Origin of the sequence: Cellulophaga sp. RHA19, assembly GCF_002813425.1 — a bacterium.
In the GTDB taxonomy this organism is placed as follows: Bacteria; Bacteroidota; Bacteroidia; order Flavobacteriales; family Flavobacteriaceae; genus Cellulophaga.
Genome location: NZ_PHUL01000001.1, coordinates 2,546,937 through 2,571,622, shown reverse-complemented (window position 1 = coordinate 2,571,622; position 24,686 = coordinate 2,546,937). Strand labels below are relative to the sequence as shown.

The 24,686-nt window shown below is 31.0% G+C and carries 24 protein-coding genes; 17 read left to right on the top strand and 7 right to left on the bottom strand.

Annotation, left to right across the window (positions count from 1 at the left end):
• Positions 1 to 12 precede the first annotated feature (12 nt).
• The 7 genes from trxA to AX016_RS11300 all read left to right on the top strand — a co-directional run bounded on the left by trxA (position 13) and on the right by AX016_RS11300 (position 5,962).
• Complete coding sequence (trxA, locus tag AX016_RS11330) at positions 13 to 309, top strand: thioredoxin (RefSeq protein ID WP_100895717.1); 297 nt, start codon at positions 13 to 15, stop codon at positions 307 to 309.
• Entirely contained in the window at positions 309 to 890 is a 582-nt protein-coding gene (locus tag AX016_RS11325; protein WP_100895716.1) for a methyltransferase domain-containing protein, read from the top strand. Before trxA ends, AX016_RS11325 begins: the two co-directional genes overlap by 1 nt.
• A 106-nt stretch (positions 891 to 996) precedes the next feature.
• On the top strand, positions 997 to 2,328 hold the full coding sequence (locus tag AX016_RS11320) for a cytochrome ubiquinol oxidase subunit I (RefSeq protein WP_100895715.1): 1,332 nt from the start codon (positions 997 to 999) through the stop codon (positions 2,326 to 2,328).
• A gap of 3 nt (positions 2,329 to 2,331) precedes the next feature.
• A complete protein-coding gene (gene cydB / locus AX016_RS11315; protein WP_100895714.1) occupies positions 2,332 to 3,405 on the top strand; it encodes a cytochrome d ubiquinol oxidase subunit II in 1,074 nt (357 codons plus the stop codon).
• Positions 3,406 to 3,419: 14 nt separating this feature from the next.
• Positions 3,420 to 3,728, top strand: a complete 309-nt coding sequence (locus AX016_RS11310) for a hypothetical protein (protein WP_100895713.1) — start codon at positions 3,420 to 3,422, stop codon at positions 3,726 to 3,728.
• Between the two features lie 120 nt (positions 3,729 to 3,848).
• Positions 3,849 to 4,619, top strand: a complete 771-nt coding sequence (locus AX016_RS11305; RefSeq protein WP_100895712.1) for an XRE family transcriptional regulator — start codon at positions 3,849 to 3,851, stop codon at positions 4,617 to 4,619.
• Positions 4,619 to 5,962, top strand: coding sequence for an exonuclease domain-containing protein (locus tag AX016_RS11300; RefSeq protein WP_100895711.1), 1,344 nt, complete (start codon positions 4,619 to 4,621; stop codon positions 5,960 to 5,962). The genes AX016_RS11305 and AX016_RS11300 overlap by 1 nt, the downstream gene beginning before the upstream one ends.
• A 1-nt stretch (position 5,963) precedes the next feature.
• On the opposite strand, the gene AX016_RS11295 is transcribed toward AX016_RS11300, so the two are convergent.
• Positions 5,964 to 6,350, bottom strand: a complete 387-nt coding sequence (locus tag AX016_RS11295; protein WP_100895710.1) for a YchJ family protein — start codon at positions 6,348 to 6,350, stop codon at positions 5,964 to 5,966.
• 383 nt (positions 6,351 to 6,733) lie between these two features.
• On the opposite strand from AX016_RS11295, the gene AX016_RS11290 reads away from it, so the two are divergent.
• Together AX016_RS11290 and AX016_RS11285 are read left to right on the top strand one after the other, a co-directional pair.
• Complete coding sequence (locus tag AX016_RS11290; protein ID WP_100895709.1) at positions 6,734 to 9,028, top strand: PAS domain-containing sensor histidine kinase; 2,295 nt, start codon at positions 6,734 to 6,736, stop codon at positions 9,026 to 9,028.
• Positions 9,029 to 9,035: 7 nt separating this feature from the next.
• Positions 9,036 to 9,440, top strand: coding sequence for a response regulator (locus AX016_RS11285; protein ID WP_100895708.1), 405 nt, complete (start codon positions 9,036 to 9,038; stop codon positions 9,438 to 9,440).
• Between the two features lie 54 nt (positions 9,441 to 9,494).
• On the opposite strand, the gene AX016_RS11280 is transcribed toward AX016_RS11285, so the two are convergent.
• Both AX016_RS11280 and AX016_RS11275 read right to left on the bottom strand, forming a co-directional pair.
• Positions 9,495 to 10,445, bottom strand: a complete 951-nt coding sequence (locus AX016_RS11280) for a phosphoribosylaminoimidazolesuccinocarboxamide synthase (RefSeq protein ID WP_100895707.1) — start codon at positions 10,443 to 10,445, stop codon at positions 9,495 to 9,497.
• Between the two features lie 9 nt (positions 10,446 to 10,454).
• The gene (locus AX016_RS11275) at positions 10,455 to 11,408 is read right to left on the bottom strand and encodes a PhoH family protein (RefSeq protein WP_100895706.1); all 954 of its coding nucleotides are present in this window, start codon (positions 11,406 to 11,408) and stop codon (positions 10,455 to 10,457) included.
• A 127-nt stretch (positions 11,409 to 11,535) separates the two neighbouring features.
• Here AX016_RS11275 and AX016_RS11270 point away from each other — a divergent pair, with 127 nt between their 5' ends.
• The 5 genes from AX016_RS11270 (at position 11,536) to dnaN (ending at position 16,316) form a co-directional block, all read left to right on the top strand.
• Positions 11,536 to 12,366, top strand: coding sequence for an SAM hydrolase/SAM-dependent halogenase family protein (locus AX016_RS11270; protein WP_100895705.1), 831 nt, complete (start codon positions 11,536 to 11,538; stop codon positions 12,364 to 12,366).
• The gene (locus tag AX016_RS11265) at positions 12,367 to 12,663 is read left to right on the top strand and encodes a putative quinol monooxygenase (RefSeq protein WP_100895704.1); all 297 of its coding nucleotides are present in this window, start codon (positions 12,367 to 12,369) and stop codon (positions 12,661 to 12,663) included.
• A gap of 4 nt (positions 12,664 to 12,667) precedes the next feature.
• Entirely contained in the window at positions 12,668 to 13,399 is a 732-nt protein-coding gene (gldF, locus tag AX016_RS11260; RefSeq protein WP_100895703.1) for a gliding motility-associated ABC transporter permease subunit GldF, read from the top strand.
• Positions 13,399 to 15,066, top strand: coding sequence for a gliding motility-associated ABC transporter substrate-binding protein GldG (gene gldG / locus AX016_RS11255; RefSeq protein ID WP_100895702.1), 1,668 nt, complete (start codon positions 13,399 to 13,401; stop codon positions 15,064 to 15,066). Before gldF ends, gldG begins: the two co-directional genes overlap by 1 nt.
• 128 nt (positions 15,067 to 15,194) lie before the next feature.
• Entirely contained in the window at positions 15,195 to 16,316 is a 1,122-nt protein-coding gene (dnaN, locus tag AX016_RS11250; protein WP_100895701.1) for a DNA polymerase III subunit beta, read from the top strand.
• A gap of 76 nt (positions 16,317 to 16,392) precedes the next feature.
• Here the strand turns inward: dnaN and AX016_RS11245 are convergent, their stop codons facing one another.
• The 3 genes from AX016_RS11245 to AX016_RS11235 form a co-directional block, all read right to left on the bottom strand.
• Positions 16,393 to 16,905, bottom strand: coding sequence for a hypothetical protein (locus AX016_RS11245; RefSeq protein ID WP_100895700.1), 513 nt, complete (start codon positions 16,903 to 16,905; stop codon positions 16,393 to 16,395).
• Positions 16,906 to 17,030: 125 nt separating this feature from the next.
• Positions 17,031 to 17,399 (bottom strand): DUF4870 domain-containing protein, encoded by a 369-nt coding sequence (locus tag AX016_RS11240; RefSeq protein ID WP_100895699.1) that lies wholly within the window; start codon positions 17,397 to 17,399, stop codon positions 17,031 to 17,033.
• Between the two features lie 171 nt (positions 17,400 to 17,570).
• The gene (locus AX016_RS11235) at positions 17,571 to 20,096 is read right to left on the bottom strand and encodes a S9 family peptidase (RefSeq protein WP_100895698.1); all 2,526 of its coding nucleotides are present in this window, start codon (positions 20,094 to 20,096) and stop codon (positions 17,571 to 17,573) included.
• 224 nt (positions 20,097 to 20,320) lie between these two features.
• Here AX016_RS11235 and mnmE point away from each other — a divergent pair, with 224 nt between their 5' ends.
• Positions 20,321 to 21,709, top strand: coding sequence for a tRNA uridine-5-carboxymethylaminomethyl(34) synthesis GTPase MnmE (mnmE, locus tag AX016_RS11230; RefSeq protein WP_100895697.1), 1,389 nt, complete (start codon positions 20,321 to 20,323; stop codon positions 21,707 to 21,709).
• A 101-nt stretch (positions 21,710 to 21,810) separates the two neighbouring features.
• On the opposite strand, the gene AX016_RS11225 is transcribed toward mnmE, so the two are convergent.
• Positions 21,811 to 23,025 (bottom strand): hypothetical protein, encoded by a 1,215-nt coding sequence (locus tag AX016_RS11225; protein WP_100895696.1) that lies wholly within the window; start codon positions 23,023 to 23,025, stop codon positions 21,811 to 21,813.
• 311 nt (positions 23,026 to 23,336) lie between these two features.
• Here AX016_RS11225 and AX016_RS11220 point away from each other — a divergent pair, with 311 nt between their 5' ends.
• Both AX016_RS11220 and AX016_RS11215 read left to right on the top strand, forming a co-directional pair.
• On the top strand, positions 23,337 to 23,900 hold the full coding sequence (locus tag AX016_RS11220) for a Crp/Fnr family transcriptional regulator (RefSeq protein WP_100896853.1): 564 nt from the start codon (positions 23,337 to 23,339) through the stop codon (positions 23,898 to 23,900).
• Positions 23,901 to 23,973: 73 nt separating this feature from the next.
• Positions 23,974 to 24,585, top strand: coding sequence for a short chain dehydrogenase (locus AX016_RS11215; protein ID WP_100895695.1), 612 nt, complete (start codon positions 23,974 to 23,976; stop codon positions 24,583 to 24,585).
• Positions 24,586 to 24,686 lie beyond the last annotated feature (101 nt).

Below are 24,686 nucleotides of genomic sequence, written 5' to 3'. Positions count from 1 at the left end.
AATAGAATAATTATGAGCAAGTTTTCAGAATTAATAAATAAAGATACACCTGTTTTAGTAGATTTTTATGCAGAATGGTGTGGGCCTTGCAAAACAATGAGTCCTATTTTAAAAGATGTAAAAGATAGTTTAAAAGACAAGGTCTCTATTATTAAGATAGATGTAGACAAAAACCAAACATTAGCAGCCAAATACCAAGTAAAAGGCGTACCTACAATGTTACTTTTTAAAAACGGAAAACAAATTTGGAGACAATCTGGAGTGCTTCAAAAAAATGAACTTATTTCTATAATTACAACGGCTAATTAATGATTTTAGATGAAGATTTTTGGGATAATAGATATAAAACAAGTGATATTGGCTGGGATTTAGGAGAAGTATCTCCTCCTCTAAAATCTTACTTTAATCAATTAACCAACAAAGATTTACACATTTTAATTCCTGGCGGTGGTAATAGTTATGAGGCAGAATACCTACACAGCAAAGGTTTTAAAAATGTGTATGTTGTAGACTTATCTAAAACAGCGCTTCAAAATATAAAATCTAGAGTTCCAACATTTCCTTCTTCACATCTTATTCACTCTAATTTTTTTGATTTAAATATAACCTTTGATCTTATTATAGAACAAACCTTCTTTTGTGCAATATCTCCAAGCCTACGTAATAAATACGTAGAAAAGGCATTTAACCTTTTAAACACAAATGGTAAAATTGCAGGACTCTTATTTAACATTCCACTAAACAGCACGCATCCTCCTTTTGGCGGTAATAAAGAAGAATATATAATGCTTTTTAAACCACACTTTAATATCAAAATAATGGATACTGCTTATAACTCTATAAAACCTAGAAGCGGTAACGAATTGTTCTTCATTTTACAGAAAAAATAACAAACCAGCTTACCCCCAAAAAAACTTTTTTTAAAGCTCTTTTTGTTACTAAAGTTACATAGCGTTTAACGTTTGTGTCGTATTTTTATGGTCTAAAACCCAGGATATGGAAGACATGATCTTTTATGATAGATTGCAATTTGCTTTTACTATCACTTTTCACTACATATTTCCGCAATTAACAATGGGCTTATCATTATTAATTGTTTTTTTTAAATGGAAATATCTTAGAAACAACATTGAAAAATATAATAACGCGGCAAAATTTTTAATGAAAATTTTTGCTGTCAACTTTACAATGGGAGTTATAACTGGTATTCCTATGGAGTTTCAGTTTGGCACCAATTGGGCAAAGTTTTCTGAGCTTACAGGTAGTGTTATTGGTCAGACCTTAGCAATGGAAGGTATGTTCTCTTTCTTTTTAGAATCGTCTTTTTTGGCATTATTTATTTTTGGTGAAAAACTAATGGGTCAAAAATTACACTTTTTAACTGGTTTTTTAGTGTTTCTAGGGTCCTGGGCAAGCGGTTGGTTTATTTTAGCTACCAATGCGTGGATGCAGCACCCAGTTGGGTACGAGGTATTAGAAAACGGAAAATTTGTTTTAAATAATTTTTCTGCCTTGTTTAGCAATCCTTGGCTACTACCTGCTTTTTTACACAATCAACTAGCATCCGTTGTAACATCTTCTTTTGTTGTTGCCAGTATAGGTGCTTTTTATGTTTTAAGAAACAAACAAACTGAATACGGAAAACTGTTTTTAAAAACAGGAGTTATTTTTGGTTTAATTTCTAGCATATTAGTTGCTTTCCCTACCGGAGATTGGAATGCTAAAAACGTTGCAGAATACCAACCAGCATCTTTTGCTGCTATGGAAGGTATTTTTGAAACTGAAGAAGCTGGGGCAGAAATTGTTTTAGTTGGGCAACCAAATATGGTTGAAAAAAAATTAGACAATAAAATTGCCGTACCCAATGTATTAAGTTTTTTAACCCATCAAGACTGGGATAAACAAATACCAGGAATGGACCAGTTTAAAAAAGAAGAATTACCAGATAATATACCTGCACTCTATTACTCTTACCATATAATGGTTGGTTTAGGTACTATATTTATTGGTGTTATGCTTTTATCTGCTTTCTTTTTATGGCGAAAAAAAATATATAAAATTAAACCATTGTTATGGACAATTATGTTTTTAGTTCCGTTCCCATACATTGCAAATCTAACAGGTTGGTATACGGCAGAATTAGGAAGACAGCCCTATTTAGTATATGGTTTATTAAGAACTAGCGAAGGTGTATCCCCTACTGTATCATCTGGTAATACCTTATTTACCTTACTTGGTTTTGTTGCCTTATATATGCTACTTGGATTATTGTTTTTAGTCCTAGTGGGAAAAACTATTAACCAAGGTCCAGAACCTAAAACACATTAAACTATGGAAGTATTTTGGTATATTACAATAGCTATTGTTTTAGCTGTATTTTTTATTTTGGATGGCTATGATTTTGGTGCAGGGATAATTCATTTATTCTTTGCCAAAAAAGAAAAAGACAAAGAGGTTATTACAAAATCTGCAGGACTATTCTGGGACTCTAATGAGGTTTGGCTGGTTGCTGCTGGTGGTATGCTTTTTATGGCTTTCCCTACATTTTATGCCTCAGTTTTTAGTGGCTTTTATTTACCATTAATAATAGTACTATGGCTTATTATTTTTAGAGCAATTGGATTAGAGTTTAGAGGTCAATTTAATTACCAAATGTGGAAGGATATTTGGGACAAATCTTTTGGTGTTTCTAGTTTGCTATTAGCCCTTTTCTTTGGCATTGCACTTGGTAATATTGTTAGAGGCGTAAATTTAGGCAGTGTAGAAAATGGTGTTTCTGCTCATGAAGGCCATTATTTTTTCTTACCATTATGGGACAGCACTTTTAGTCCGTTAAGTAAAACACCAGGTATTATAGATTGGTTTACACTAATTATAGGTATAATATCTGTGGTTACACTTGCTATACACGGTGCTAATTGGATTATTTTAAAAACAAATTCATCAATAAATAACAAGCTTAAAGGTATTGTTTTTAAGTTAAACATTGTACTTGCTGTACTTACTGTATTTTCTTTAATTGTATGGCAAATAGTTAATCCTAGTTCTTTAAATAATTTTGTAGACAAACCATATTTAATATTATTTCCAATTATATATTTAACTGGATTAATTGGCTTGTTTTTTATCAAAAAAATAAAGAAAGATATTTATAGTTTTATATTATCTAGTCTAATTGTTTTAGGCGGAATAACATCTTCATTAGCATCGTTATTTCCTGTAATTTTACCTTCTATTAATACTGTTAATGAGCCTTTAACAATATACAATACAGCCGCACCTGAATATGGATTATCTGTAGCCTTAAACTGGGGAATAATTGGCTTTATACTTCTTTTTGTATATTTAATTGTACAAAAAAGATTAATGGGAGGCAAAATAGATAAAATGGATTACGGACACTAAAATAAATTATTAGTATGACGGGAACATTAATTTCTTTAATTAGTATTATCATAGGTATAATAGCTGCAAACCTAACTGCTTTTTTTTATAAAAAATACTCTTTTGGTTTTACAGGAAATACTCTAATTGGTGTTTTTGGTAGCGTGTTTTTAATTAAATCTTTTGGCAGACTAGGCTTTGATGCCTGGTCTATAATGCAATATGGTACATTTAATAATAGTTTATTTATAATTAACTGTTTGGTTTCTGCTTTAGGTGGTGTATTAGGACTTTATTTATTAAAAAAAATAAAAAATAAAGTAAACAAAACAACAATAAATTAGTTTTAGATCTACGTAAACAGCTTATAAGCAAATAAGTACAATAAATTGAGTATAAATAAAAATACAAGTTACATTTTTTAGCTACAATTAATTGCAATTATTGTTTACATTTGTAGCATTATGATTTTTATTGCTACAAATATTCGCCATTTAAGAAGCTTAAAAGGTGCTACACAAGAGGGTTTAGCTAAAAACTTAGGTATTACAAGAGCCCGTGTAAGTTCTTATGAAGAAGGCCGCTCTGCACCTACCATAGAAACTCTTATACAATTATCTGATTATTTTAAATTACCTATAGATATTCTTGTTCGTAACGACCTAAGTAAAGCTGCAGATGCATCTTTTATAGAGATTGGCAACCAACGTGTTCTTTTTCCTATTACAGTAGATGTAGACAATGACAATCTCATAGAAATTGTTCCTGTAGCTGCCTCTGCAGGTTATTTAGCAGGTTATGATGATCCTGAGTATATAGAGCAATTGTCTAAAATTAAACTTCCTTTTTTACCAACAGGCAAGCACAGAGCTTTTCCTATAAAAGGAGACTCTATGTTACCTATGAAAAATGGAGCTTTTGTTATTGGTAAATTTATTGAAGACAGAAGAGATATTATAAGTGGAAAAACGTATGTTTTAGTTACACTTAACGACGGTATGGTCTACAAAAGAGTATACAACCAAATTGAAGAAAACAACACCCTAAAGTTAGTATCTGACAATAGTGATTACCAAGCTTATGATGTATCTATTGATGAAATATTAGAAATATGGGAATTTACCTGTAGTATTAACACACAAGAATACACAGAGGAAGAGCTTAAAATAAGCAGTATAATTACAATGTTTAATACGCTTGGTGTAGAATTAAAAGCATTAGAAAAGTCGCTATAATGATGTATACTATTATTGATGTAGAAACTACCGGACAAACTAATAGAATTACAGAAATTTCTATTTTTAAGTTTGATGGCAAAAAAGTTGTAGACGAGTTTACCTCTTTAGTAAACCCAGAATCTGTAATACCTTATTACATTACTACACTTACAGGTATAGATAATGCAATGGTTGCCAATGCGCCTACTTTTGCAGAAATTGCTCAACAAGTGTTAGATATTACCGAGGATACCATATTTGTAGCTCATAATGTAAATTTTGACTACAATGTAATACGCAATGAGTTTAAGGCTATAGATAAAGATTTTAGACGTAAAAAACTGTGTACAATTCGTTTGTCCAGAAAACTTATACCTGGCCATAAGTCTTATAGCTTAGGAAAAATATCTAAAGACCTAAACATTACTATAGAGGGCAGGCACAGAGCAAGAGGCGATGCAGAAGCTACCGTTACACTTTTTAAAATTTTGCTAGCACAAGATGATGCAGAAACTGTTTTTAATAGTTTCCTTAAAAAAACATCTAAAGAAGGTGCTTTACCTTCTCACCTACCTACAGAGGTTTTTAATAAAATACCCAATACACCTGGTATTTATTACTTTAAAAACAAGAAGGGAAAAATTATCTACATTGGTAAAGCAATAGACTTAAAAAAAAGAGTACTTTCTCATTTTTACAGTAAAACACAAAAATCTTTAGATATGTGTAGGGAGACTGCAGATATAGATTTTGAACTATCTGGTAGCGAATTGCTAGCATTATTAATGGAAGATGCTGCTATAAAACAACACTACCCAGAGTACAACCAATTAGCTAAAAGAAACCTAAAAAACTATGCTGTTTTTAGTTACACAGACCGTAAAGGAATAATGCATTTGGCATATAATACCTTAAAATCTAGTCCTAATCCTTTAAAAATATTTTCTAATATAAGGCAATGCAGAGCTTATGTAGAAGAACTGTGTTTTTTATTTAATTTATGTCCTAAATACTGTCACCTTCAGGAGGGTGTAGCCGCCTGTAACCACCATAAAATTAGTTCTTGTAATGGCATTTGTAGAGACAATGAAGCTCCTGAAGCTTACAACCAAAGGGTTACCCTTGCTATACAACACATTAAAGATGTAGCCGAGTTAACGATTTTAAAAGAAAAAGGCCGCACCGAAGAAGAAGAAGCTTTTGTTTTACTAAAAAATGGCACATATATGGGCTATGGCTTTATTGATAAAACAGAAACTATTAAAAATAATGAAGATATAGAGAACTATTTGATACCTCAAAAAGATAATTTAGATATTCAAAAAATATTGCGTGGTGTTAAAAAACAAAAACTAGTTTAACTTAGTTACCATCTACATAAACCCAATGTCCATTTTCTTTACTAAAGTTAGAAATTTCGTGTAAAATTATAATATTAGAATCTTCCATATAATAAGCTTTAAACTCTACCTTACCTGTAGTATTGTGTTTAGCACCTTTATCTGTATCTAGAACAGATAACTTAATCCAATGAACAGAGTTTGTCCAATCTTTAATTTCTTTTCTCCCTCTCTTTCCTGGTCGTGTTTTACTATGGTGACTTTTTTGCAAATAATCAATATTTGCAAGCACAAAAGCACTATATCTAGAACGCATTAACTGTTCTGCTGTTTGTACCTTAGTGATGTCTAAATGAGCTTTTTCACAACAATTTTTATAAAGCTGTGTTGGTGTACAAGGACATTGCATAAACTGAGTTATTTGCTATAATTAGCTGATTACTAAGTGATAAAATTACTAAATACTTTCTAAACTTATAGTATATGTAACTTTTTTTTAATTAATTGTATTATTTTACAATCTAAAAATAAGGAGTTTTATATATAAAACTCCTTAGTATTTTTCATTTTTTTCAAGTATAATTTGATTTATCTGTAATTATAATCTTTCAAAATAAATATAAACAACTACTATTTAACAACTTAAAGTAGTCTTTTATCGAAAACAAATAAACAATATGAACATTTATTAGTAACAAGGCTCAATAATTTCAATAAAATGGTTATTTTTAGAATGTTGTACCCCCCTACCAAAGCAACATTTTCGCTTACAAAGTTTATAAAAAAAATATAATGCATAAGGCTATTGAAAATAATCCTAAAATTAAAAATACACTAGATCGTATTAATAATGTAGCTCGTATTGGTATATGGGAATTAAATTTAGACACAAAAAATTATAAACTAGACAAAATTACTTGTGAGATTCTTGATTTAGAAAATAGAGAAGTAATAAATCTAAAAGAAACAATTACATTATTTAAAGACAAAAAACATAGAAAAAAAGTAACAGAATTAATGTCCAACTTAATTAATAGTGGTATTAGTTTTGATGAAGAAGTTGCTCTAGAAACCGTAAAAGGTAAAAAAATATGGGCTCGTAAAATTGGCTTAGCTGATATAGAGAATGGAGTCATAACCCGTGTTTATGGTATTTTTCAGGAAATTACCGAAATTAAAAAGACAGAGCTTCAATTACATTCTGTAAATAGTGAATTAAAATCAATTATTAACTCAAGTGCTGTATCAATAGTATCTATAGATAAAGAAGGCAATGTAAGGCATTTTAATTCTGGAGCAGAAAATCTATTAGGCTTTAAAGCACAAGAAGTTATTGGAAATCTTGCCCCTACTTCTATTTTATTAGAAAACGAAGTAAAATCGTTAAGTGAAGAATTTGCTGCAAAGTATAATAAAGAGTATATGGATAATTTTAATCCATTTTACGAGTTAGCATTACAAAATATTAAAGACACAAGAGAATGGACTTTTCGTAAAAAAAATGGAACATTATTTCCTGTAGAACTTTCCTTAACTCCGCTAAGAAATGAGTTAGATGAACACCTAGGAATTCTAGGAATTTTTTATGATATAACAGAAAGAAAAAACGCTGAAAATGAACTCATAAAAAAGAATCAACTCCTAAACTACGCAGAACAAATTACAATGATTGGTAATTGGAGTTGGAATATGATTACCAACGAAATTAATTGGTCTACAAATATGTATAATATTTTTGGCAGAGATGCTATATTATACCCAACAATACCCTTTGAAATATACTTTAACCATATACATCCAGAAGATAGAGAAAAAGTTTCTAACTTTATAGATGACACAGTAAAGGTAAATAAGTTTACTGATGTATTACACCGCATTGTTTTAGAAGACGGCACAACAAAAACAGTACATTTATTAGGAGAACTTATTACTAACGAGTTAGGAGAACCTATTGAAATGATGGGCACCTGCCAAGATGTAACACAGTTACGAATGGCCGAAATTAAATTTAGAGGTCTTTTAGAATCTGCTCCTGATGCCATGTTAATTATTGATGAGAATGGAGTTATACAAATTAGCAATAAACAGGCAGAAAAATTATTTGGCTACCCATCTGCAGAATTATATCATAAGCCTGTAAAACTTTTTATACCTGAAAAGTTTATGCACAGATATGAAACAAATAATAATAATTTTTTTACGAGTGCAAAAACAAACAAAATAGAAGGTAGTGAAGAGTACTTTGCTGTTAATAAACTAAAAGAAAAAATTCCTATTCAGATAAGTTTATCCCCTTTAGAGACAGAAGAAGGCTTACTTATATCTGTAGCTATTAGAGATATTACAGAACAAAAACATAATGAATATAAAATAACTAAAGCCAAAGAAAGATTAGAGGTTTTAACAGATAATCTATTAAATAAAAATAGACAACTAGCAGATTTTGCACATATTACATCGCATAATTTAAGAGCTCCTGTTAGCAATTTAAATTCACTTTTAGGCTTTTATAACAGTGCTACAGATGAAGAAGACAAAGCAGAGGTATTTAGTAAGTTTGAGATAGTTATAGGACACTTAACAGAAACCTTAGACACACTTGTTGAAGCTTTAAAAACATCTAACGGAGCGCCTACAGAACTAAAAAAATTAAAGTTTGAAACCATTTTAGACAAAACTAAAGAAATACTAACTGGTGAAATTCAAAAAACCAACGCTACTATAATAAGTGATTTTTCTATAATTCCGTCTGTATTATATAGTCAGTTATATTTAGAAAGTATTTTTTTAAACTTAATTAGTAATGCATTAAAATACAAGTCACCAGATCGTGACCCTGTAATACACATACAAACACAATTAGTTAAAGACAGAATAACACTAACCGTAGAAGATAATGGCTTAGGCATAGACCTAAAAAGACACGGACACAAATTATTTGGTCTTAACAAAGTATTTCACAGACATCCGCAGGCAAAAGGAATTGGTTTATTTATGACCAAAGTACAAATAGAGTCTCTTGGAGGCACTATAACTGCTAAAAGTGAAGTAAATAAAGGAACAATTTTTATAGTAACCCTAAACTAAAATAATTATGAAAAACCATTTTAACATCTGTATTATTGATGATGATGACATCTATCAATTTACAATAGTAAAAACAATAAAAGCCTTAGGCTTAGCAAAAAAAATTATGGTTTTTTCTGATGGAGAAGAAGCAAAAGATTTTATGCTAGACAATCTTGAAAATAATTATGAATTACCAGATGTAATCTTCCTAGACAACAATATGCCAATTATGGACGGTTTTCAGTTTATGGAAGAATATGCAAAATTTAAACCCAAACTAGATAAAAAAATTACTGTTTATATGGTTTCTTCGTCTGTTGACCCTGTAGATATAGAACGTGCTAATAATGTATCTGAAATTAATGGATATATTATTAAGCCTATTAAACCTGGGCAATTAAAATCTATTATAGAAAATTTAGAAGTATAAAAATAAAAAAGACCGCTATAAAATAGCGGTCTTTTTTATAAATATTTCACAGTACTATAATGTTTTTAAACAAGCTAAAACATTAGTTTCTATACGGTTTTGTATATCTGTTATATCTGCTTTTACAAATGTTTCACCTGTAATATTCTCATATAATTCTATATATCTCTCAGATACAGATGCTATATATTCATCTGTCATTTCTGGTAGTGTTTGTCCCTCTAATCCTTGAAAATTATTACTAATTAACCATTGGCGTACAAACTCCTTAGATAATTGTTTTTGTGCCTCTCCTTTTTCTTGACGTTCTGCATAACCATCTGCATAAAAATAACGAGAAGAATCTGGCGTATGTATTTCATCAATTAATACAATTTTACCATCCTTAGTTTTTCCAAACTCATATTTGGTATCTACCAAAATTAAACCGCGTTTAGCTGCTATCTCTGTTCCTCTTTTAAATAAAGCAAACGTATATTCTTCAAGCTGTTTGTAATCTTCCTCAGATACTATACCTCGCTTAATAATATCTTCCCTAGAAATATCTTCATCATGGTCTCCCATTTCTGCCTTTGTCGCTGGCGTAATAATTGGCGTAGGAAATTTATCGTTCTCCTTTAAGCCATCTGCCATTGCAACACCACAAAGCATACGTTTACCAGCTTTATACTCGCGAGCTGCGTGCCCAGACATATACCCACGTATTACCATTTCTACCTTAAAAGGCTCGCAAGCGTGACCAATAGCAACGTTAGCATCTGGTGTTTGCAGCAACCAGTTAGGAACAATATCTGCTGTATCATTCATCATTTTTGTGGCAATCTGGTTTAGAATTTGCCCTTTATACGGTATTCCTTTTGGCATAACTACGTCAAAAGCAGAAAGCCTATCTGTTGCTACCATTACCATAATATCATCCTCTAAACGATATACTTCTCTAACCTTACCCTTATAAACGTCTACTTGTTTAGGAAATTTAAAATTGGTATCTGTAATTGTATTCATTAGTACATTTTAATTTTGATGCTCTATATTTTTGTATGCTTCTATAACTTTTTTAACCAATTTATGCCTTACAACGTCTTTATCATCAAGGTAAATAATTTTTATACCTTCTACATTGCCCAGCACTAGTAAAGCTTCTTTTAATCCAGAAATTACCCTACGTGGCAAATCTATCTGCCCTGGGTCTCCTGTTAATAAAAACTTTGCATTTTTACCCATACGTGTTAAAAACATTTTCATTTGGGCGTGTGTTGTATTCTGTGCTTCATCTAAAATAACAAAGGCATTATCTAATGTTCTACCACGCATAAATGCCATAGGAGCAATTTGTATGGTACCATTTTCTATGTAATGTGCTAATTTTTCTGCAGGTATCATATCACGCAAAGCATCATATAAAGGTTGCATATAAGGGTCTAGCTTTTCTTTTAAATCTCCTGGTAAAAAACCTAGGTTCTCCCCTGCTTCTACAGCTGGTCTTGTTAAAATAATACGCCTTACTTGTTTTTCTTTTAGCGCTTTAACAGCCAATGCTACACCAGTATAAGTTTTACCAGTACCAGCTGGTCCTATAGCAAAAACCATATCGTGGTTTTTAGCAGCTTCTACCAGTTTACGCTGGTTTGCGGTTTGTGCTTTTATTAGCCTACCACTAACTCCGTGTACCAGAACGTCTCCGCTACTTACTTTTGTAGCATAGTCGTCTTGACTATTGCTAGTAAAGACTCTTTCTATAACATTTTCGTCTATTTTATTATACTTAGCAAAATGTGTCATAAGCATTGCTAAACGCTTATCAAATTCTTCTAAATGCTCATCATCTCCGTAGGCTTTAATTTTACTACCACGAGCAACAATCTTCAGTTTAGGAAAGTATTTTTTCAATAAATCTATATGCGCATTTTGATGCCCAAAAAATTCTCTGGGACTTATTTCTGTGAGTTCAATTATGATTTCGTTCAAATGAAAAAATGTATTAAAAGGTTAGGACGTAAATATAAATTTTAGTTGGCTATTTTTTATGTAATTTTGTATAACAAATTTAATCAAAATCACTGCACCACGGTAAAAAACATATCAACAGTCATAAATGACAATACTAACACTAACTACTGATTTTGGATACAAAGACCATTTTGTTGGCGCACTTAAAGGAGCAATCTTCAGCGAGGTTGAAAATGCTACCATTGTTGATATTTCTCATAGCATAAACCCATTTAATATACAGGAATGTGCCTATATTCTTAAAAACTCATATAAAACGTTCCCAAAAGGAACAGTACATATTGTTGGCGTAGATGCCGAGTTAACAAGAGAAAACGAGCATATAATTACTTACGTAGACGGACATTATTTTATTAGTGCAAACAACGGTGTTGTTTGTTTAATAACTTCTGAAGTTAAACCAGAAAAAATAGTTTCTATTAATATACCAGACACTAAAGATGGGTCTTTCCCAACTTATGATGTGTTTGTAAAAGCTGCTTGCCACTTGGCACGTGGCGGAAAAATGGAAGTTGTTGGCAAACCGTTTGATAATTTAAAAACTTTTAAAGATTTTGTACCACAACTTATAGACGGTGGCAAAACTATTATAGGCAACATTGTTTATATAGATAACTATGGCAATGTGGTAAGTAATATTCAGAAAAACTTATTTGACGCTTATAAAAACGGTAGAGATTATGAGGTTAGAGTACGCGGCAAGGTTTTAAAAACAATACACAATAAGTATAGCGATATTATTAATTATGAGGTTGAAAAAAATAGACGTAATGGTCCTGGTGACTTGTTAGCTTTGTTCAATTCATCTCAATTTTTAGAACTTGCTATTTATAAAAGTAATTTAACTACAGTTGGTGGCGCATCTACCCTATTAGGGTTAGATTATAGAGACACAATAACCATTAATTTTTTATAAATGATAGTACGCATTGTAAAATTGACGTTTAAAACTGAAAATATTGTTAGCTTTGAAAACATATTTAATGAGTCTAAGCATTTAATTAGAAATTTTGATGGTTGTAATTTTTTAGAATTATACCAAGATAAAAATAACCCAACTATATTTTTTACTTATAGTTATTGGGATAATGAAAATGCTTTAGATGTGTACAGACACTCAGATTTATTTACTGGTGTTTGGGCAAAAACCAAAATATTATTTGCTGCTAAGCCAGAGGCTTGGACTGTAAATAAAAATGAAACCTTAAATTAATTAGATGTACGCCATTTACAAACGAGAAATACAATCGTTTTTTACGTCGCCAATTGGCTATATGGTCATTGGCTTGTTTTTAATATTTAGCGGCCTGTTTTTATGGGTCTTTAAAGGAGAATATAATATTTTTGATTACGGTTTTGCAGACCTTAGTAACTTCTTTTTTTTAGTGCCTTGGATATTTTTATTTTTAATACCTGCTATTACAATGAAAAGCTTTTCTGAGGAGCGAAAAACAGGAACTTTAGAGTTACTTTTTATAAAACCAATTTCTTTATGGCAAACGGTTTTAGGCAAATTTTTAGGTACGCTTACCTTAGTTATAATTGCTATAATACCTACCTTTTTATATGTGTACTCTTTGTCTCAACTTGGGCAAACTGTTGGTAACATAGATATGGGAGTAGTTTTTGGTTCTTATTTTGGACTTTTATTTTTAATGGCTAGCTATACTGCTATTGGTATTTTTGCCTCTACCCTTTCTCAAAACCAAATAGTTGCTTTTTTATTGGCACTTATTTTATGTTTTGTATATTTTTACGGTTTTCAGGGTATTAGTACTTTATTTACAGATGGTGGAACCTCTGTTGCAATTGCATCATTAGGTATGAAAGCACATTTTGAAAGTATTGCACGTGGTGTTATAGATACAAGAGACTTAATTTACTTTATTAGCTTAACAGTGTTTTTCTTGTTTTTAACAGTTATTCAACTTAAAAACTTAAACCAGTAATGAAAAAGACTTTTACCTCCGTAGCCATTGGTTTTATTGCTTTAGTTGTATTAAACATAGCATCAAACTTTATATATACAAGAATAGATGTTACAGAAGATAGTAGATACACATTATCTAATGCTGCATTAGAAACTGTACAAGATTTTACAAACCCTGTTATTATAGATGTTCTTTTAGAAGGCGAAATGCCAGGCGAATTTATAAAATTACAGTCCGAAACCAAACAAATATTAGAAGAATTTAAAGCAGAAAATAGCAATATAAAATTCAACTTTATTAATCCTTTAGAAACCACAGGGTCGTCTGAAAATGCAATTGCAGAAATGCAAAAATTAGGATTAACGCCTGCTAATGTTACTGTAGAAGAAAATGGTAAAGTATCTCAGGAATTTGTTTTTCCTTGGGCAATGGTTAACTACAATAACAAAACGGTAAAAGTTGCCTTGCTAAAAAATAAACTAGGCGCAACTACAGAAGACCGTGTTACTAACTCTATACAGCATTTAGAGTATTCTTTTGCAGATGCTTTTAGTAAATTAAGTATTAAAGAAAAAAAGAGAATAGCTGTTATTAAAGGTAATGGTGAATTAAAAGATATTTATTTAGCAGATTACCTGTCTACCATTAAAGAATACTATAATATTGGTGCTTTTACATTGGATTCTGTTGCTAGTAATCCTCAAAAAACCTTAGAGCAATTGCAAGAGTATGATCTTGCTTTAATAGCTAAACCTACAGAGCCTTTTACAGATAAAGAAAAATACTTGCTAGACCAGTACATTATAAATGGTGGTAAATCTATGTGGCTTATAGATAATGTAAGCATGGAGTTAGATAGTTTATTTAACCAAGAAGGGCAATCTTTAGCTTTTCCTAAAGACTTAAATTTAAAAGATTTTTTCTTTAAATACGGCTTACGCATAAACCCTGTTTTAGTTAAAGATATATACGCTACACAAATTGTTTTAGCACAAGGAGACGGTAACAACTCTCAATACAATCCTGTACCTTGGCCATTTAACCCAATGGTTTTTTCTAGAAATGATCATCCTATAAACAACAATTTAGAAGCATTGCGTTTTCAATTTGCAAATTCTATAGATGTTTTAGATAATAACGAATATAAAAAGGATATTTTATATTACAGTTCTCCATTATCTACAGTGGTAGGTACACCAAATATTATTAGCTTAGATTTGGTTAATAAGGCTCCTAATAAAGAAGAATATAACAACGGAAATAAACCTTTAGCTGTTTTAGTAGAAGGTAAATTTAAATCTGTATACAACAACCGCGTAAAACCTTTTTCTTTAAAAAACAGCAAAGAAGTTGGTGCAGAAAATAAAATGTTGGTTATTGCAGATGGTGATGTTATAAAAAACCAAATAAGTAAAGGAAAGCCTTTACAGCTTGGTTATGATAAATGGACAAACAACGCATACGGGAATAAAGATTTTATGGTGAATAGCGTAAATTACCTGTTAGATGATAGCGGACTTATAAACATCCGAACAAAAAAAGTTGCAATTCCGTTCCTTGATAAAGAAAAAATAGCCACTCAAAAAACCAAGTGGCAACTTATAAACATAGCATTACCAGTGGTTTTAACGCTACTATTTGGTTTTATATTTAATTATTACAGAAAGCAGAAATACGGTAAATAAGTGTTAATAAGTTTGTTTTCGTTAAAAGGACAATTAAAATATCTTTGTTTCAAGGATTTTTTAAGATTTTTAAGAAGACTTTAAGGCATTTGAGAGCCTAACCATAAATGAAGAAAATTATATAGCTGATGAAATTTATAGTATCTAGTACTTATTTGTTAAAGCAATTACAAGTTTTAGGCGGTGTTATTAATAACAGTAACACATTGCCAATTTTAGATAATTTTTTGTTTGAATTAAAGCAAAACAGTCTTACTGTTTCTGCTTCAGATTTAGAAACTACAATGAGTTCTGTTCTAGAAGTAGATTCTGATAATGAAGGTACAATTGCTTTACCTGCAAAATTATTATTAGAAACTCTTAAAACTTTTCCAGAGCAACCATTAACATTTGTTGTAGAGGAAAACAATACAGTAGAAATTAGTAGTAACCACGGTAAATATGCTTTAGCGTATGTAGATGGTGCAGAATTTCCTAATGCTGTAGAATTATCTAACCCAAGTACTACAACTATTTTAGGTGATATTTTAGCAACTGCAATTAACAAAACAATTTTTGCTGCTGGTAATGATGACTTAAGACCGGTAATGAGCGGTGTATTTTTTCAGTTTTCTCCAGAGAACTTAACGTTTGTAGCTACAGATGCTCACAAACTTGTAAAATACCAACGTACAGATGTTACAGCTAGCCAAGTAGCAGAATTTATTATGCCTAAAAAGCCTTTAACATTGTTAAAAGGTATACTTGGTGGTAGTGAAAATGATGTTACTATAGAGTATAACGAAAGTAACGCTAAGTTTACTTTTGATAAAACAGAACTAATTTGTAGATTAATTGATGGTAAATACCCTAACTATGAAGCGGTAATACCAAAAGAGAATCCAAATGTATTAAGCATCTCTAGAACACAGCTTTTAAGCTCTGTTAGGCGTGTTTCTATATTCTCTAACAAAACTACACACCAAATACGTTTAAAAGTAGCTGGTGCAGAATTAAACATATCTGCAGAAGATATAGATTATAGTAATAAAGCAGAAGAACGTTTAACATGTTCTTACCAAGGAGACGATATGCAAATAGGATTTAACTCTAGATTTTTAGTAGAAATGCTAGGTAATTTAAGTTCTGATGATGTTTCTTTAGAAATGAGTTTACCAAACAGAGCAGGTATTTTAACACCTATTGATGGTGTAGATGAAGGTGAGCACGTAACTATGCTTGTAATGCCAGTTATGCTTAACAACGCATAAACTAAAATACCCAACATAAAAAACCAAAAAAGAGGACGTAATGTCCTCTTTTTTTATTCATAAAATTAAAACTAAACTATTGTTTACGTTCTAATTTATTAAGCTTTACATTTTCTTTTACCAATTTAAGCTTTTCCTTTGCTATAGAAGATTTTAGCTTTTCTATAGCTACAGGAGATAATTTACCAGCTGCCGTATCCTGAGATAGTTTGTTCTCTAACTTAGCAATTTTTCTTTCTACTTTAGAAATGTTTTTGTTTTGCTTTGCTATAGAACTTTTAAGCTTTGCTACTTTTTTAGCCTCTTTTTCTTTCGCTTTAATTTCTTTTGCTTCTTTCTTTGCTTTTTTATCTGCAGCTTTCTGTTCTTTTTCAGCTTGTTTTGCAGCTTTCTCTGCCAATTTAGCCGCTTCTTCAGCTTTTGCTGCTGCTGCTAATTTTGCAGCCTCTTCTGCCTTTAAAGCCTCCTCTGTAGTTTTAGTAGTTTCTGTGTTTTCAGTTTTTTCTACTTTTTCTGTTTCTGTCTCTTGTGCTACTAAACTTGTTGCACTAAAACTCAATAGCATTGCTGCTAATACAATCTTCTTCATAGTTTATATTATAGTTAATGTGTGTTGTGCAAAATTAGAACATAAATTTGATATAAAAACAAAAAAAATCTACCTCTAAAGATAAATTTAGAGATAGATTATATAAAGTGTTTATTATTAATTTGTTATGAAATAAAAGGAATGGTCATAAATTTACTTGGCGACTCTCCATTTGCGGCTCTAACTGCATTTACTATTGGCATTATAAAACCAATAATACCTACAAATAAAAATCCTAAAAGTCCTAAACCAAATAACAATATACCTGGCACGCTAATTACAATATATAAAAGTAAGCTTAGCTGAAAGTTTACTATAGACTTCCCGTGCTCGTTCATACCATCTACAGTGTCTTTTGTTGTTAACCAAAGAACCAAAGGAACTATAAAGCCCCCTACTCCTGTACAGTAATGTAATAGCTGTGTTAAATGTGTAACTGCTAATAATCCGTTATCAGACCTTGTTGTTGTTTTGTGTTGATTGATGATTTCCATTTTTTGATTGATTTTGATGTTATACTATATCAGTAGCATAACTGCTTAAAATGTTACATTAAAATCTTAAAATTTTATTTTAATTGAAAAATACTCATCACCCTAAAAACAAAAAACGCCTGTATTTATTACAATACAGGCGCTTAAATAAACTATTATGCTTTTATATAATTAGTGCTTTGGTTTAGCTCTATTCATTTCTAACATATCTACATTTGTAGCTTCTACACCTAAAAAGTGTTTGCTAAAATAATCTGCTTTTAGCCAAAAGAAATACTCCGTCATACTACCAAAACCGTGTCTTTGACCAGGCATCATCATAAAATCAAATCTCTTATTTGCTTTTATTAATGCATTTGCCATTCTAATTGTAGCTCCTGGGTGTACATTATTATCTACATCACCAGTTACTAACATTAATTTTCCTTTTAAGTTTGATGCTAAAGTCTGGTTTTTATCAATATCATATTTATAACTAACTACACCTTTTGCATCTTTAACCTCTTCTACACCGTGGTGCGTTTCACTCCACCAACTATTATACATAGAGTTATCATGATTACCTGCAGAAGAAACCGCTACTTTAAAAAAGTCTGGATAAACTAACATTGCTGCTGTAGACATAAATCCGCCTCCAGAGTGCCCAAAGATTCCTACTTTAGAGATATCTATATAAGAATGTTGGTCTGCCAATTGCTCTGCAACATATTTTTTATCTGCTAAACCATAATCTCTTAAATTACCATAACCGTAATTATGGTACCATTTAGACCTGTTTGGGTGGCCACCTCTGTTACCTAAACTAACTACTACAAAACCAACTTGGGCTAACCTATCTAATCTGTTCATAGATACAGAAAAAGCTTTGTTAACAGCTTCTGTTTGTGGTCCTGGATATACATACTCTATAAGTGGGTAACTTTTAGTTTCATCAAAATTAAATGGCTTATACATAACTCCATAAAGATCTGTAATACCATCATCTGCCTTTACTTTAAATGGTTCTGGAAATTTATAACCTGTTGCCATAAGCGCAGACAAATCTGCCTCTTCTAACTTTAAAACAACCCTACCGTTACTAGATCTAAGTTCAGATTTAGGTACAGTATTTACTCTAGAGTAGTTACTAACAAAAAATTGGTTAGAATCTGACATACTAGTGTTTGTAGTAAAATCTCCTTTATTAAGATTTTTTAATCCTGTACCATTTAAGTTAATCTTAAATAAGTGCTCATAATATGGGTCTTGGTCTGGTGTAACACCATTTGCCGTAAAGTATAATGTGCGCTCTTTTTCATTAACACCAACAAAACTGTTAGAATGGTAGCTACCACTTGTAATTTGGTTTTTTAAATTTCCGTTTGCATCATACAAATAAAAATGTGCCCAACCGTCTCTCTCTGACCACTGAATTATTTCTTGTTCATTATTAAATAAAACAATGTCTTTAGCCTCTACATAAGTGTTAAGTTCTTCTTTTATAAGTGTTTTAACATCACCTGTATTAATATCTGCAACGTTAACAGTTACTTTTTTTCGATCTCTGCTGGTACTACTAAAATAAATTTTTCCTTTTTTTGAAAGCAATAACGTTGGTCTAAAATCATCACTATAATTCATTTTTTTAATAGGTGCGTTGTAAATATCAATACTCTGTTGTATTGTAGTGTCTAACTTTACTGTTAGCATTTCTTTAGAAGGTATATCAAAAACCAAAATTTCTGGTTTAGAGAACTCTTTTTCTCCAGGCATATGGTATTTATAAGTTTCTAAAGTTGGTCTTTTTTTGGCTACCGAATTTATAACCCACAAATCTTTTAAATCTCTAGAATCAGATCGTTGGTACACAAACTTTTTAGAATCGTGAGACCAATATCCTCTAATACCTTTTCTGTCGTCTTTTTTCTCCTCTTTAGTTTCGTTGTTTTCTCCCCAAGAACCACCACCATAACTGTAGTTTTCTACACCATCTTTGGTCCATTGGTGTTCTACAATTGTAGTATCTTTTTCGTCTTTAACAGCTTTTAAATAATTAGCTTTATCCATCCAATACAAATTGTTTTGTTTAGAGAATAATACAACTGTGCTATCTGGAGAAATATTAGCCCAACGTTTTCTGTTTTCGTCTTCCTTTTTATTATTTATAATAGTTAAACCATTACCACCTAACTTATATTCTAAATAATAAACTTTATTTTCTTTTTTAGGAGCTTTTTTAGGGGCTTTAGCTTTAGTAGAGTCTTTAGAAATGGTATCATTCTTTTTATCATCTTTTTTATCCTCTACTACATCTACTTTCTCTTTAGATGTTACTCTAAAACGTATTGCAGTTTCATTTTTAACAAACTTAAAATTTAAGCGTGGTAAATGTTTAGCATCGTATGGATCTTTAGTAATTAAAGTAAGCCATTTTGCCATTTTAGCATTATCAAATAATTTGGTTTTAGTACCACGATCGGCATCAACTAAATAAAAATTAGCACCTTCTGTAGTTTTATACTGGTACCAAAAACGATTTCCTTTTTTTAACCAGTTTGGACGAACGGTTGTAGAATGTACAATTTTTCTTAAATTATCTGGTGAAAATTTTGCCGCTTGCCTATAGTTAGGTGTTGGCACATTGCTAGTTTCTTCTTGTGCAAATGTTACCGTAGTACATACGGCAAACAATAGCAACAAGGCCATTTTTTTAATCATTTTTTAGATTTTTGAGTTTGTTAGGTTTTTGTTAGTTGTTAACAAAAATATAATTACACATCTTAACTATATGAGATTTAACTTTTTGTTATGATGCATAGTTGCTTTTTTACCGATTCACCATTTATTTAACAAGTTACAACTTACGTTATGATGTTAGTCACTGTATTTATTTAATGAAAAATGAATACTCATCAACTTTAATAATTTGTATTTTTGCATTTATGTTTTCACAAGATACCATAGTTGCATTAGCAACACCTTCTGGCGCTGGTGCCATAGCAGTTATTAGGCTTTCTGGGCCAGACGCAATTACTTTGGCTAACGCTAAATTTAAGTCTGTACGTAACAAAGATTTAACCAAGCAAAAAACGCATACCATACATTTGGGTCATATTGTAGATGATGCAAAGGTGTATGATGAAGTTTTGGTATCTTTATTTAAAGGTCCTAACTCGTATACAGGTGAAAATGTTATAGAAATATCTTGTCACGGATCGCAATACATACAGCAGCAAATTATACAATTATTTTTGCGTAATGGTTGTAAAATGGCAGATGCAGGTGAGTTTACATTACGTGCCTTTTTAAACGGAAAAATAGACCTTAGTCAGGCTGAAGCTGTAGCAGATTTAATAGCGTCTGATAATGAGGCTAGTCACCAAATAGCAATGCAACAAATGCGTGGCGGATTTTCTTCTGAAATTAAAAAACTACGAGAAGAACTTCTAAATTTTGCCTCTTTAATAGAGTTAGAACTAGACTTTGCAGAAGAAGATGTAGAATTTGCAGACCGTACACAGTTTATAACACTATTATCTAAAATACAACACGTTTTAAAACGATTAATAGATTCTTTTGCAGTTGGTAACGTACTTAAAAACGGAATTCCGGTTGCTATTGTAGGCGAACCTAATGTGGGTAAATCTACCTTATTAAATGCCTTTTTAAACGAAGACCGTGCTATTGTAAGTGATATTGCTGGTACTACAAGAGATACTATAGAAGACGAAATATCTATTGGTGGTATTGGTTTTAGATTTATAGATACTGCGGGTATACGAGAAACGCAAGATGTGGTAGAGAGTATTGGTATTAAAAAAACGTTTGAAAAAATAGAACAAGCACAGGTTGTGTTGTATTTAAGTCCGCTTACACCAGCTATAGAAAACTTAGAAAGTATAAAAATAGAGATTGAAAAAATAAAAAATCAGTTTCCGTTAAAAACACTTGTTGTAATTACCAATAAGAAAGATTTATATACTCCAGAACAAATAGAAGCTATAGAGACCGAAATACCTGCTACGCTCTTTATATCTGCTAAAACAGGTGATGGCGTAGAAGCATTAAAAAACAAACTTCTAGAGTTTGTAAATACAGGTGCTTTGCGTAATAACGAGACTATTGTTACCAACACCAGACATTATGATGCTTTACTAAAATCTTTAGAAAGTATAGAAAGAGTGCAACTTGGTATGGATGGCGGTATCTCTGGAGATTTACTATCTATAGATCTTAAAGATGCGTTGTACCACTTGGGTGAAATTACTGGGCAAGTATCTAATGATGAGTTGCTTGGTAATATTTTCGCGAACTTTTGTATTGGGAAATAAATAATCATATATAGTTTAAAAAAAGAGTTAGTTAAACTCAGTTTTTTAGTATAAAAAAACCGAGCTTACACTCGGTTTTTCTTTTATAAAGTAAGTTATTTCTAGTGCTCTATATCGTAAGCTAAAACTTTAAACTGGTAAGGAGTAATATTTAATTGAAACTCATTACTAATCTCCATATCATCTAAACTGTATTGTATTACTTTTTTAGTAGACGGTACAGAAACAAATAAATAATTGTCATAATAATCTATTGAGCTAGTTACAGATGTATGTCCTTTAGATTCTGTATCCATATCTACAGATAAAACAGTGTTAAATACTGCTGTTTTTGTAGATATATCTGTTACTTTTAATTCTCCACTCTTAGTTAAACTTACAATTTCTTCTTTATCCTTAGAAACCATGCATTTAAATAATTCTGTAGTTTCATGTATTGGTGTTATTTCTTCTGTGTCTATATCTATAAAATATACACCTTTACTTGTGGTATACCCAACAAATAAATTAGATGAGCTAGTTGCTAAAAGGCTACCAAACCATACATTTTCTTCAAAACTAGATGGGTAATCTATAATTTTTTGATCTCCAGAATCATCTACAACTAAAACTCCTGTGTTAGAACCAAATATTGCTGTAGTATTATTGCCTGCACTACCGTGAATACCAGATGTAACTAAGCTTTGCTCTTCATCTGATACAACTTCTCCGTCTTCATTTATAATGTGTACTTTTAAAGGTAAGCTGGCGCCATCTCCTAAATTAGTAACTGCTATAGTACCGTTTTTAAAAAATACCATAGCACCATGGTGAGCAACTGTACCTGTTGGTATGTGTTTAACAGCACTACTATTTACAATTGTTTCCTCATTAAAAATACTAAGCGTAGCATCCCCATCATTATAAACCGCTACGTAACCATGTTCAGATTTAAAATGAGTTGGTTTTTCACTTTCAAAACCTATAGCTGCTAAACCGGTTTCACCTAAATCATGACTATGATCTCCGTGATCAATTTCTCCTCCAATATTAAAAGTTTCTGTGTAATTATTATCTCTATGTGTTATAACACCATATCTACCAGATTCTGTAGCATATACAGCACCTTTAGCATAAGATGCTTGGTAGGTTTGAACCTCTTTACTATATGGGTTTAAAAAGTTAATTTCTGTAGAATTAACATCAGAAATTAATAACGAAACGTTTTTATGATCATCATTATGATCTACTTGATCATCTAAGCTGTCATCATCTTTAGAGCAAGCTGTAAATAAAATAGTTGCTGCCAAAAAAGGCAAAAAATTAATCTTTTTCATATTATGTTTTAAATTATTTATTGGTGCGCAAATATATATAAAGGAACTACTAATGCAACAAAGTTGCGTTTAATTTTTATTAATGCTTTAGGCTATGCGTATTTAATGCAACAAAACCGCTATACTTTTGATTGTTATATTAATTGATGAAACTGCTTATGCTAAGATTAACTCAAATTATAAAGTATTAAAAATGATACACTTATAGGTATACATTAAAAAAAAGGAAGCTTCTATACTTATAAACTAAATAAAGCTTATATTCTTTACTATATTAGAATAATTACAGCTCATAAAAATTGAAAGATACAATGAAGGCATATTTAGAATCATTTAATTTATTTAGTAATGAAGAGATTGAAAATTTTCTTGATATCTGCGAGTATAAAACATTAAAAAAAAATGACTTTTTTTTAATGGAAGATGAAATATGCGACAATATTTCTTTTGTTGTTTCTGGCATCTTTCGCTCTTTTTACCATTCAAATTCTCAAGATCAAATTACTTATTGCTTCACTTTTCAAAATAGTTTATTAATGGCTTATTCATCTTTTATATCAGGTGAGGGATCTAAAGAAAATATACAAGCATTAACCAATTCTAAAATAATTACTATTCCAAAAACAACCTTAAATAACTTAGCAAAATCTAATACTAATTGGCTACAGTTTTTAAAAATAATTGCAGAACAAGAATATCTAGAATTAGAAAAATGGATTTTTAATCATCAAAAAGATAAAGCACAACAACGCTATTTAGATTTAATAACTAAACAGCCAAAGTATATTAAAGAAATTCCTTTAGTTTATATAGCTTCTTACCTAGGAGTTACACAAAGACATTTAAGCAGAATAAGAGCTAATATAGATTATTAGACAAATGTCCTAGTCCTACCCTACTAACTCATAATAAATTTGCATATGATTTTTAACACAAAAAATATATCATATGAAAACAATAATTTTAATTGGAGCAAACGGAAAAATGGGACAAGCAGCGTTAACTGGTCTTAAGAAACATAAAATTATAACCGCAGGGCGTTCTGCCGGAAATTATGACTATCAGGTAGATATTACTAGTGAAACATCTTTAAGAAAATTATATACAGATGTAGGTCATTTTGATGCTGTTGTAAACACAGTTGGAGTATGTGAATACGCAAACTTTACAGAAATGACAGAGGAGCAATGGATGAGCACTATACTAAGTAAAATGATGGGACAAATAAACATTGTGCGTATTGGCCAAGAATATATTGCAGACAAGGGTTCTTTTACTTTAATAACAGGAATTTTAAATGTAAAACCTATTCCGTTTGCAATTGCAGATGCCACTACCAGTGGAGCTATAGATACTTTTGTAAAATGTGTTGCTTTTGAAATGCCAAGAGGTATACGCGTAAACTCTATAAACCCAACTGTATTAGAAGAAGCTTGGGATGTTTACGGAGAAATGATGCCTGGTTTTGAACCAGTACCAGGGAGACTGGTTGGTAAAGCTTTTGAGAGGTCTGTAGATGGTTTTATAACCGGACAAGTTTTGTATGTAGATGCATATTAAAAACTAATTTTATACAAAAATAAAGTGAAGCGCTTGGTATTATAACTAAGCGCTTTTTTGTTTTTACTTCGTTTACTCCGCATAAACCATTACATTTAAGA

Bases quoted from the DNA above. Each gene is read 5' to 3' on its own strand.
- cydB (WP_100895714.1), top strand. From the start codon at position 2,332: ATGGAAGTATTTTGGTATATTACAATAGCTATTGTTTTAGCTGTATTT.
- AX016_RS11290 (WP_100895709.1), top strand. From the start codon at position 6,734: ATGCATAAGGCTATTGAAAATAATCCTAAAATTAAAAATACACTAGAT.
- AX016_RS11240 (WP_100895699.1), bottom strand. From the start codon at position 17,399: ATGGAAATCATCAATCAACACAAAACAACAACAAGGTCTGATAACGGA.
- AX016_RS11245 (WP_100895700.1), bottom strand. From the start codon at position 16,905: ATGAAGAAGATTGTATTAGCAGCAATGCTATTGAGTTTTAGTGCAACA.
- AX016_RS11220 (WP_100896853.1), top strand. From the start codon at position 23,337: ATGAAGGCATATTTAGAATCATTTAATTTATTTAGTAATGAAGAGATT.
- AX016_RS11325 (WP_100895716.1), top strand. From the start codon at position 309: ATGATTTTAGATGAAGATTTTTGGGATAATAGATATAAAACAAGTGAT.
- gldF (WP_100895703.1), top strand. From the start codon at position 12,668: ATGTACGCCATTTACAAACGAGAAATACAATCGTTTTTTACGTCGCCA.
- AX016_RS11300 (WP_100895711.1), top strand. From the start codon at position 4,619: ATGATGTATACTATTATTGATGTAGAAACTACCGGACAAACTAATAGA.
- AX016_RS11270 (WP_100895705.1), top strand. From the start codon at position 11,536: ATGACAATACTAACACTAACTACTGATTTTGGATACAAAGACCATTTT.
- AX016_RS11310 (WP_100895713.1), top strand. From the start codon at position 3,420: ATGACGGGAACATTAATTTCTTTAATTAGTATTATCATAGGTATAATA.
- dnaN (WP_100895701.1), top strand. From the start codon at position 15,195: ATGAAATTTATAGTATCTAGTACTTATTTGTTAAAGCAATTACAAGTT.
- AX016_RS11215 (WP_100895695.1), top strand. From the start codon at position 23,974: ATGAAAACAATAATTTTAATTGGAGCAAACGGAAAAATGGGACAAGCA.
- AX016_RS11285 (WP_100895708.1), top strand. From the start codon at position 9,036: ATGAAAAACCATTTTAACATCTGTATTATTGATGATGATGACATCTAT.
- gldG (WP_100895702.1), top strand. From the start codon at position 13,399: ATGAAAAAGACTTTTACCTCCGTAGCCATTGGTTTTATTGCTTTAGTT.
- AX016_RS11280 (WP_100895707.1), bottom strand. From the start codon at position 10,445: ATGAATACAATTACAGATACCAATTTTAAATTTCCTAAACAAGTAGAC.
- mnmE (WP_100895697.1), top strand. From the start codon at position 20,321: ATGTTTTCACAAGATACCATAGTTGCATTAGCAACACCTTCTGGCGCT.
- AX016_RS11295 (WP_100895710.1), bottom strand. From the start codon at position 6,350: ATGCAATGTCCTTGTACACCAACACAGCTTTATAAAAATTGTTGTGAA.
- AX016_RS11225 (WP_100895696.1), bottom strand. From the start codon at position 23,025: ATGAAAAAGATTAATTTTTTGCCTTTTTTGGCAGCAACTATTTTATTT.
- AX016_RS11265 (WP_100895704.1), top strand. From the start codon at position 12,367: ATGATAGTACGCATTGTAAAATTGACGTTTAAAACTGAAAATATTGTT.
- AX016_RS11235 (WP_100895698.1), bottom strand. From the start codon at position 20,096: ATGATTAAAAAAATGGCCTTGTTGCTATTGTTTGCCGTATGTACTACG.
- AX016_RS11305 (WP_100895712.1), top strand. From the start codon at position 3,849: ATGATTTTTATTGCTACAAATATTCGCCATTTAAGAAGCTTAAAAGGT.
- AX016_RS11320 (WP_100895715.1), top strand. From the start codon at position 997: ATGGAAGACATGATCTTTTATGATAGATTGCAATTTGCTTTTACTATC.
- trxA (WP_100895717.1), top strand. From the start codon at position 13: ATGAGCAAGTTTTCAGAATTAATAAATAAAGATACACCTGTTTTAGTA.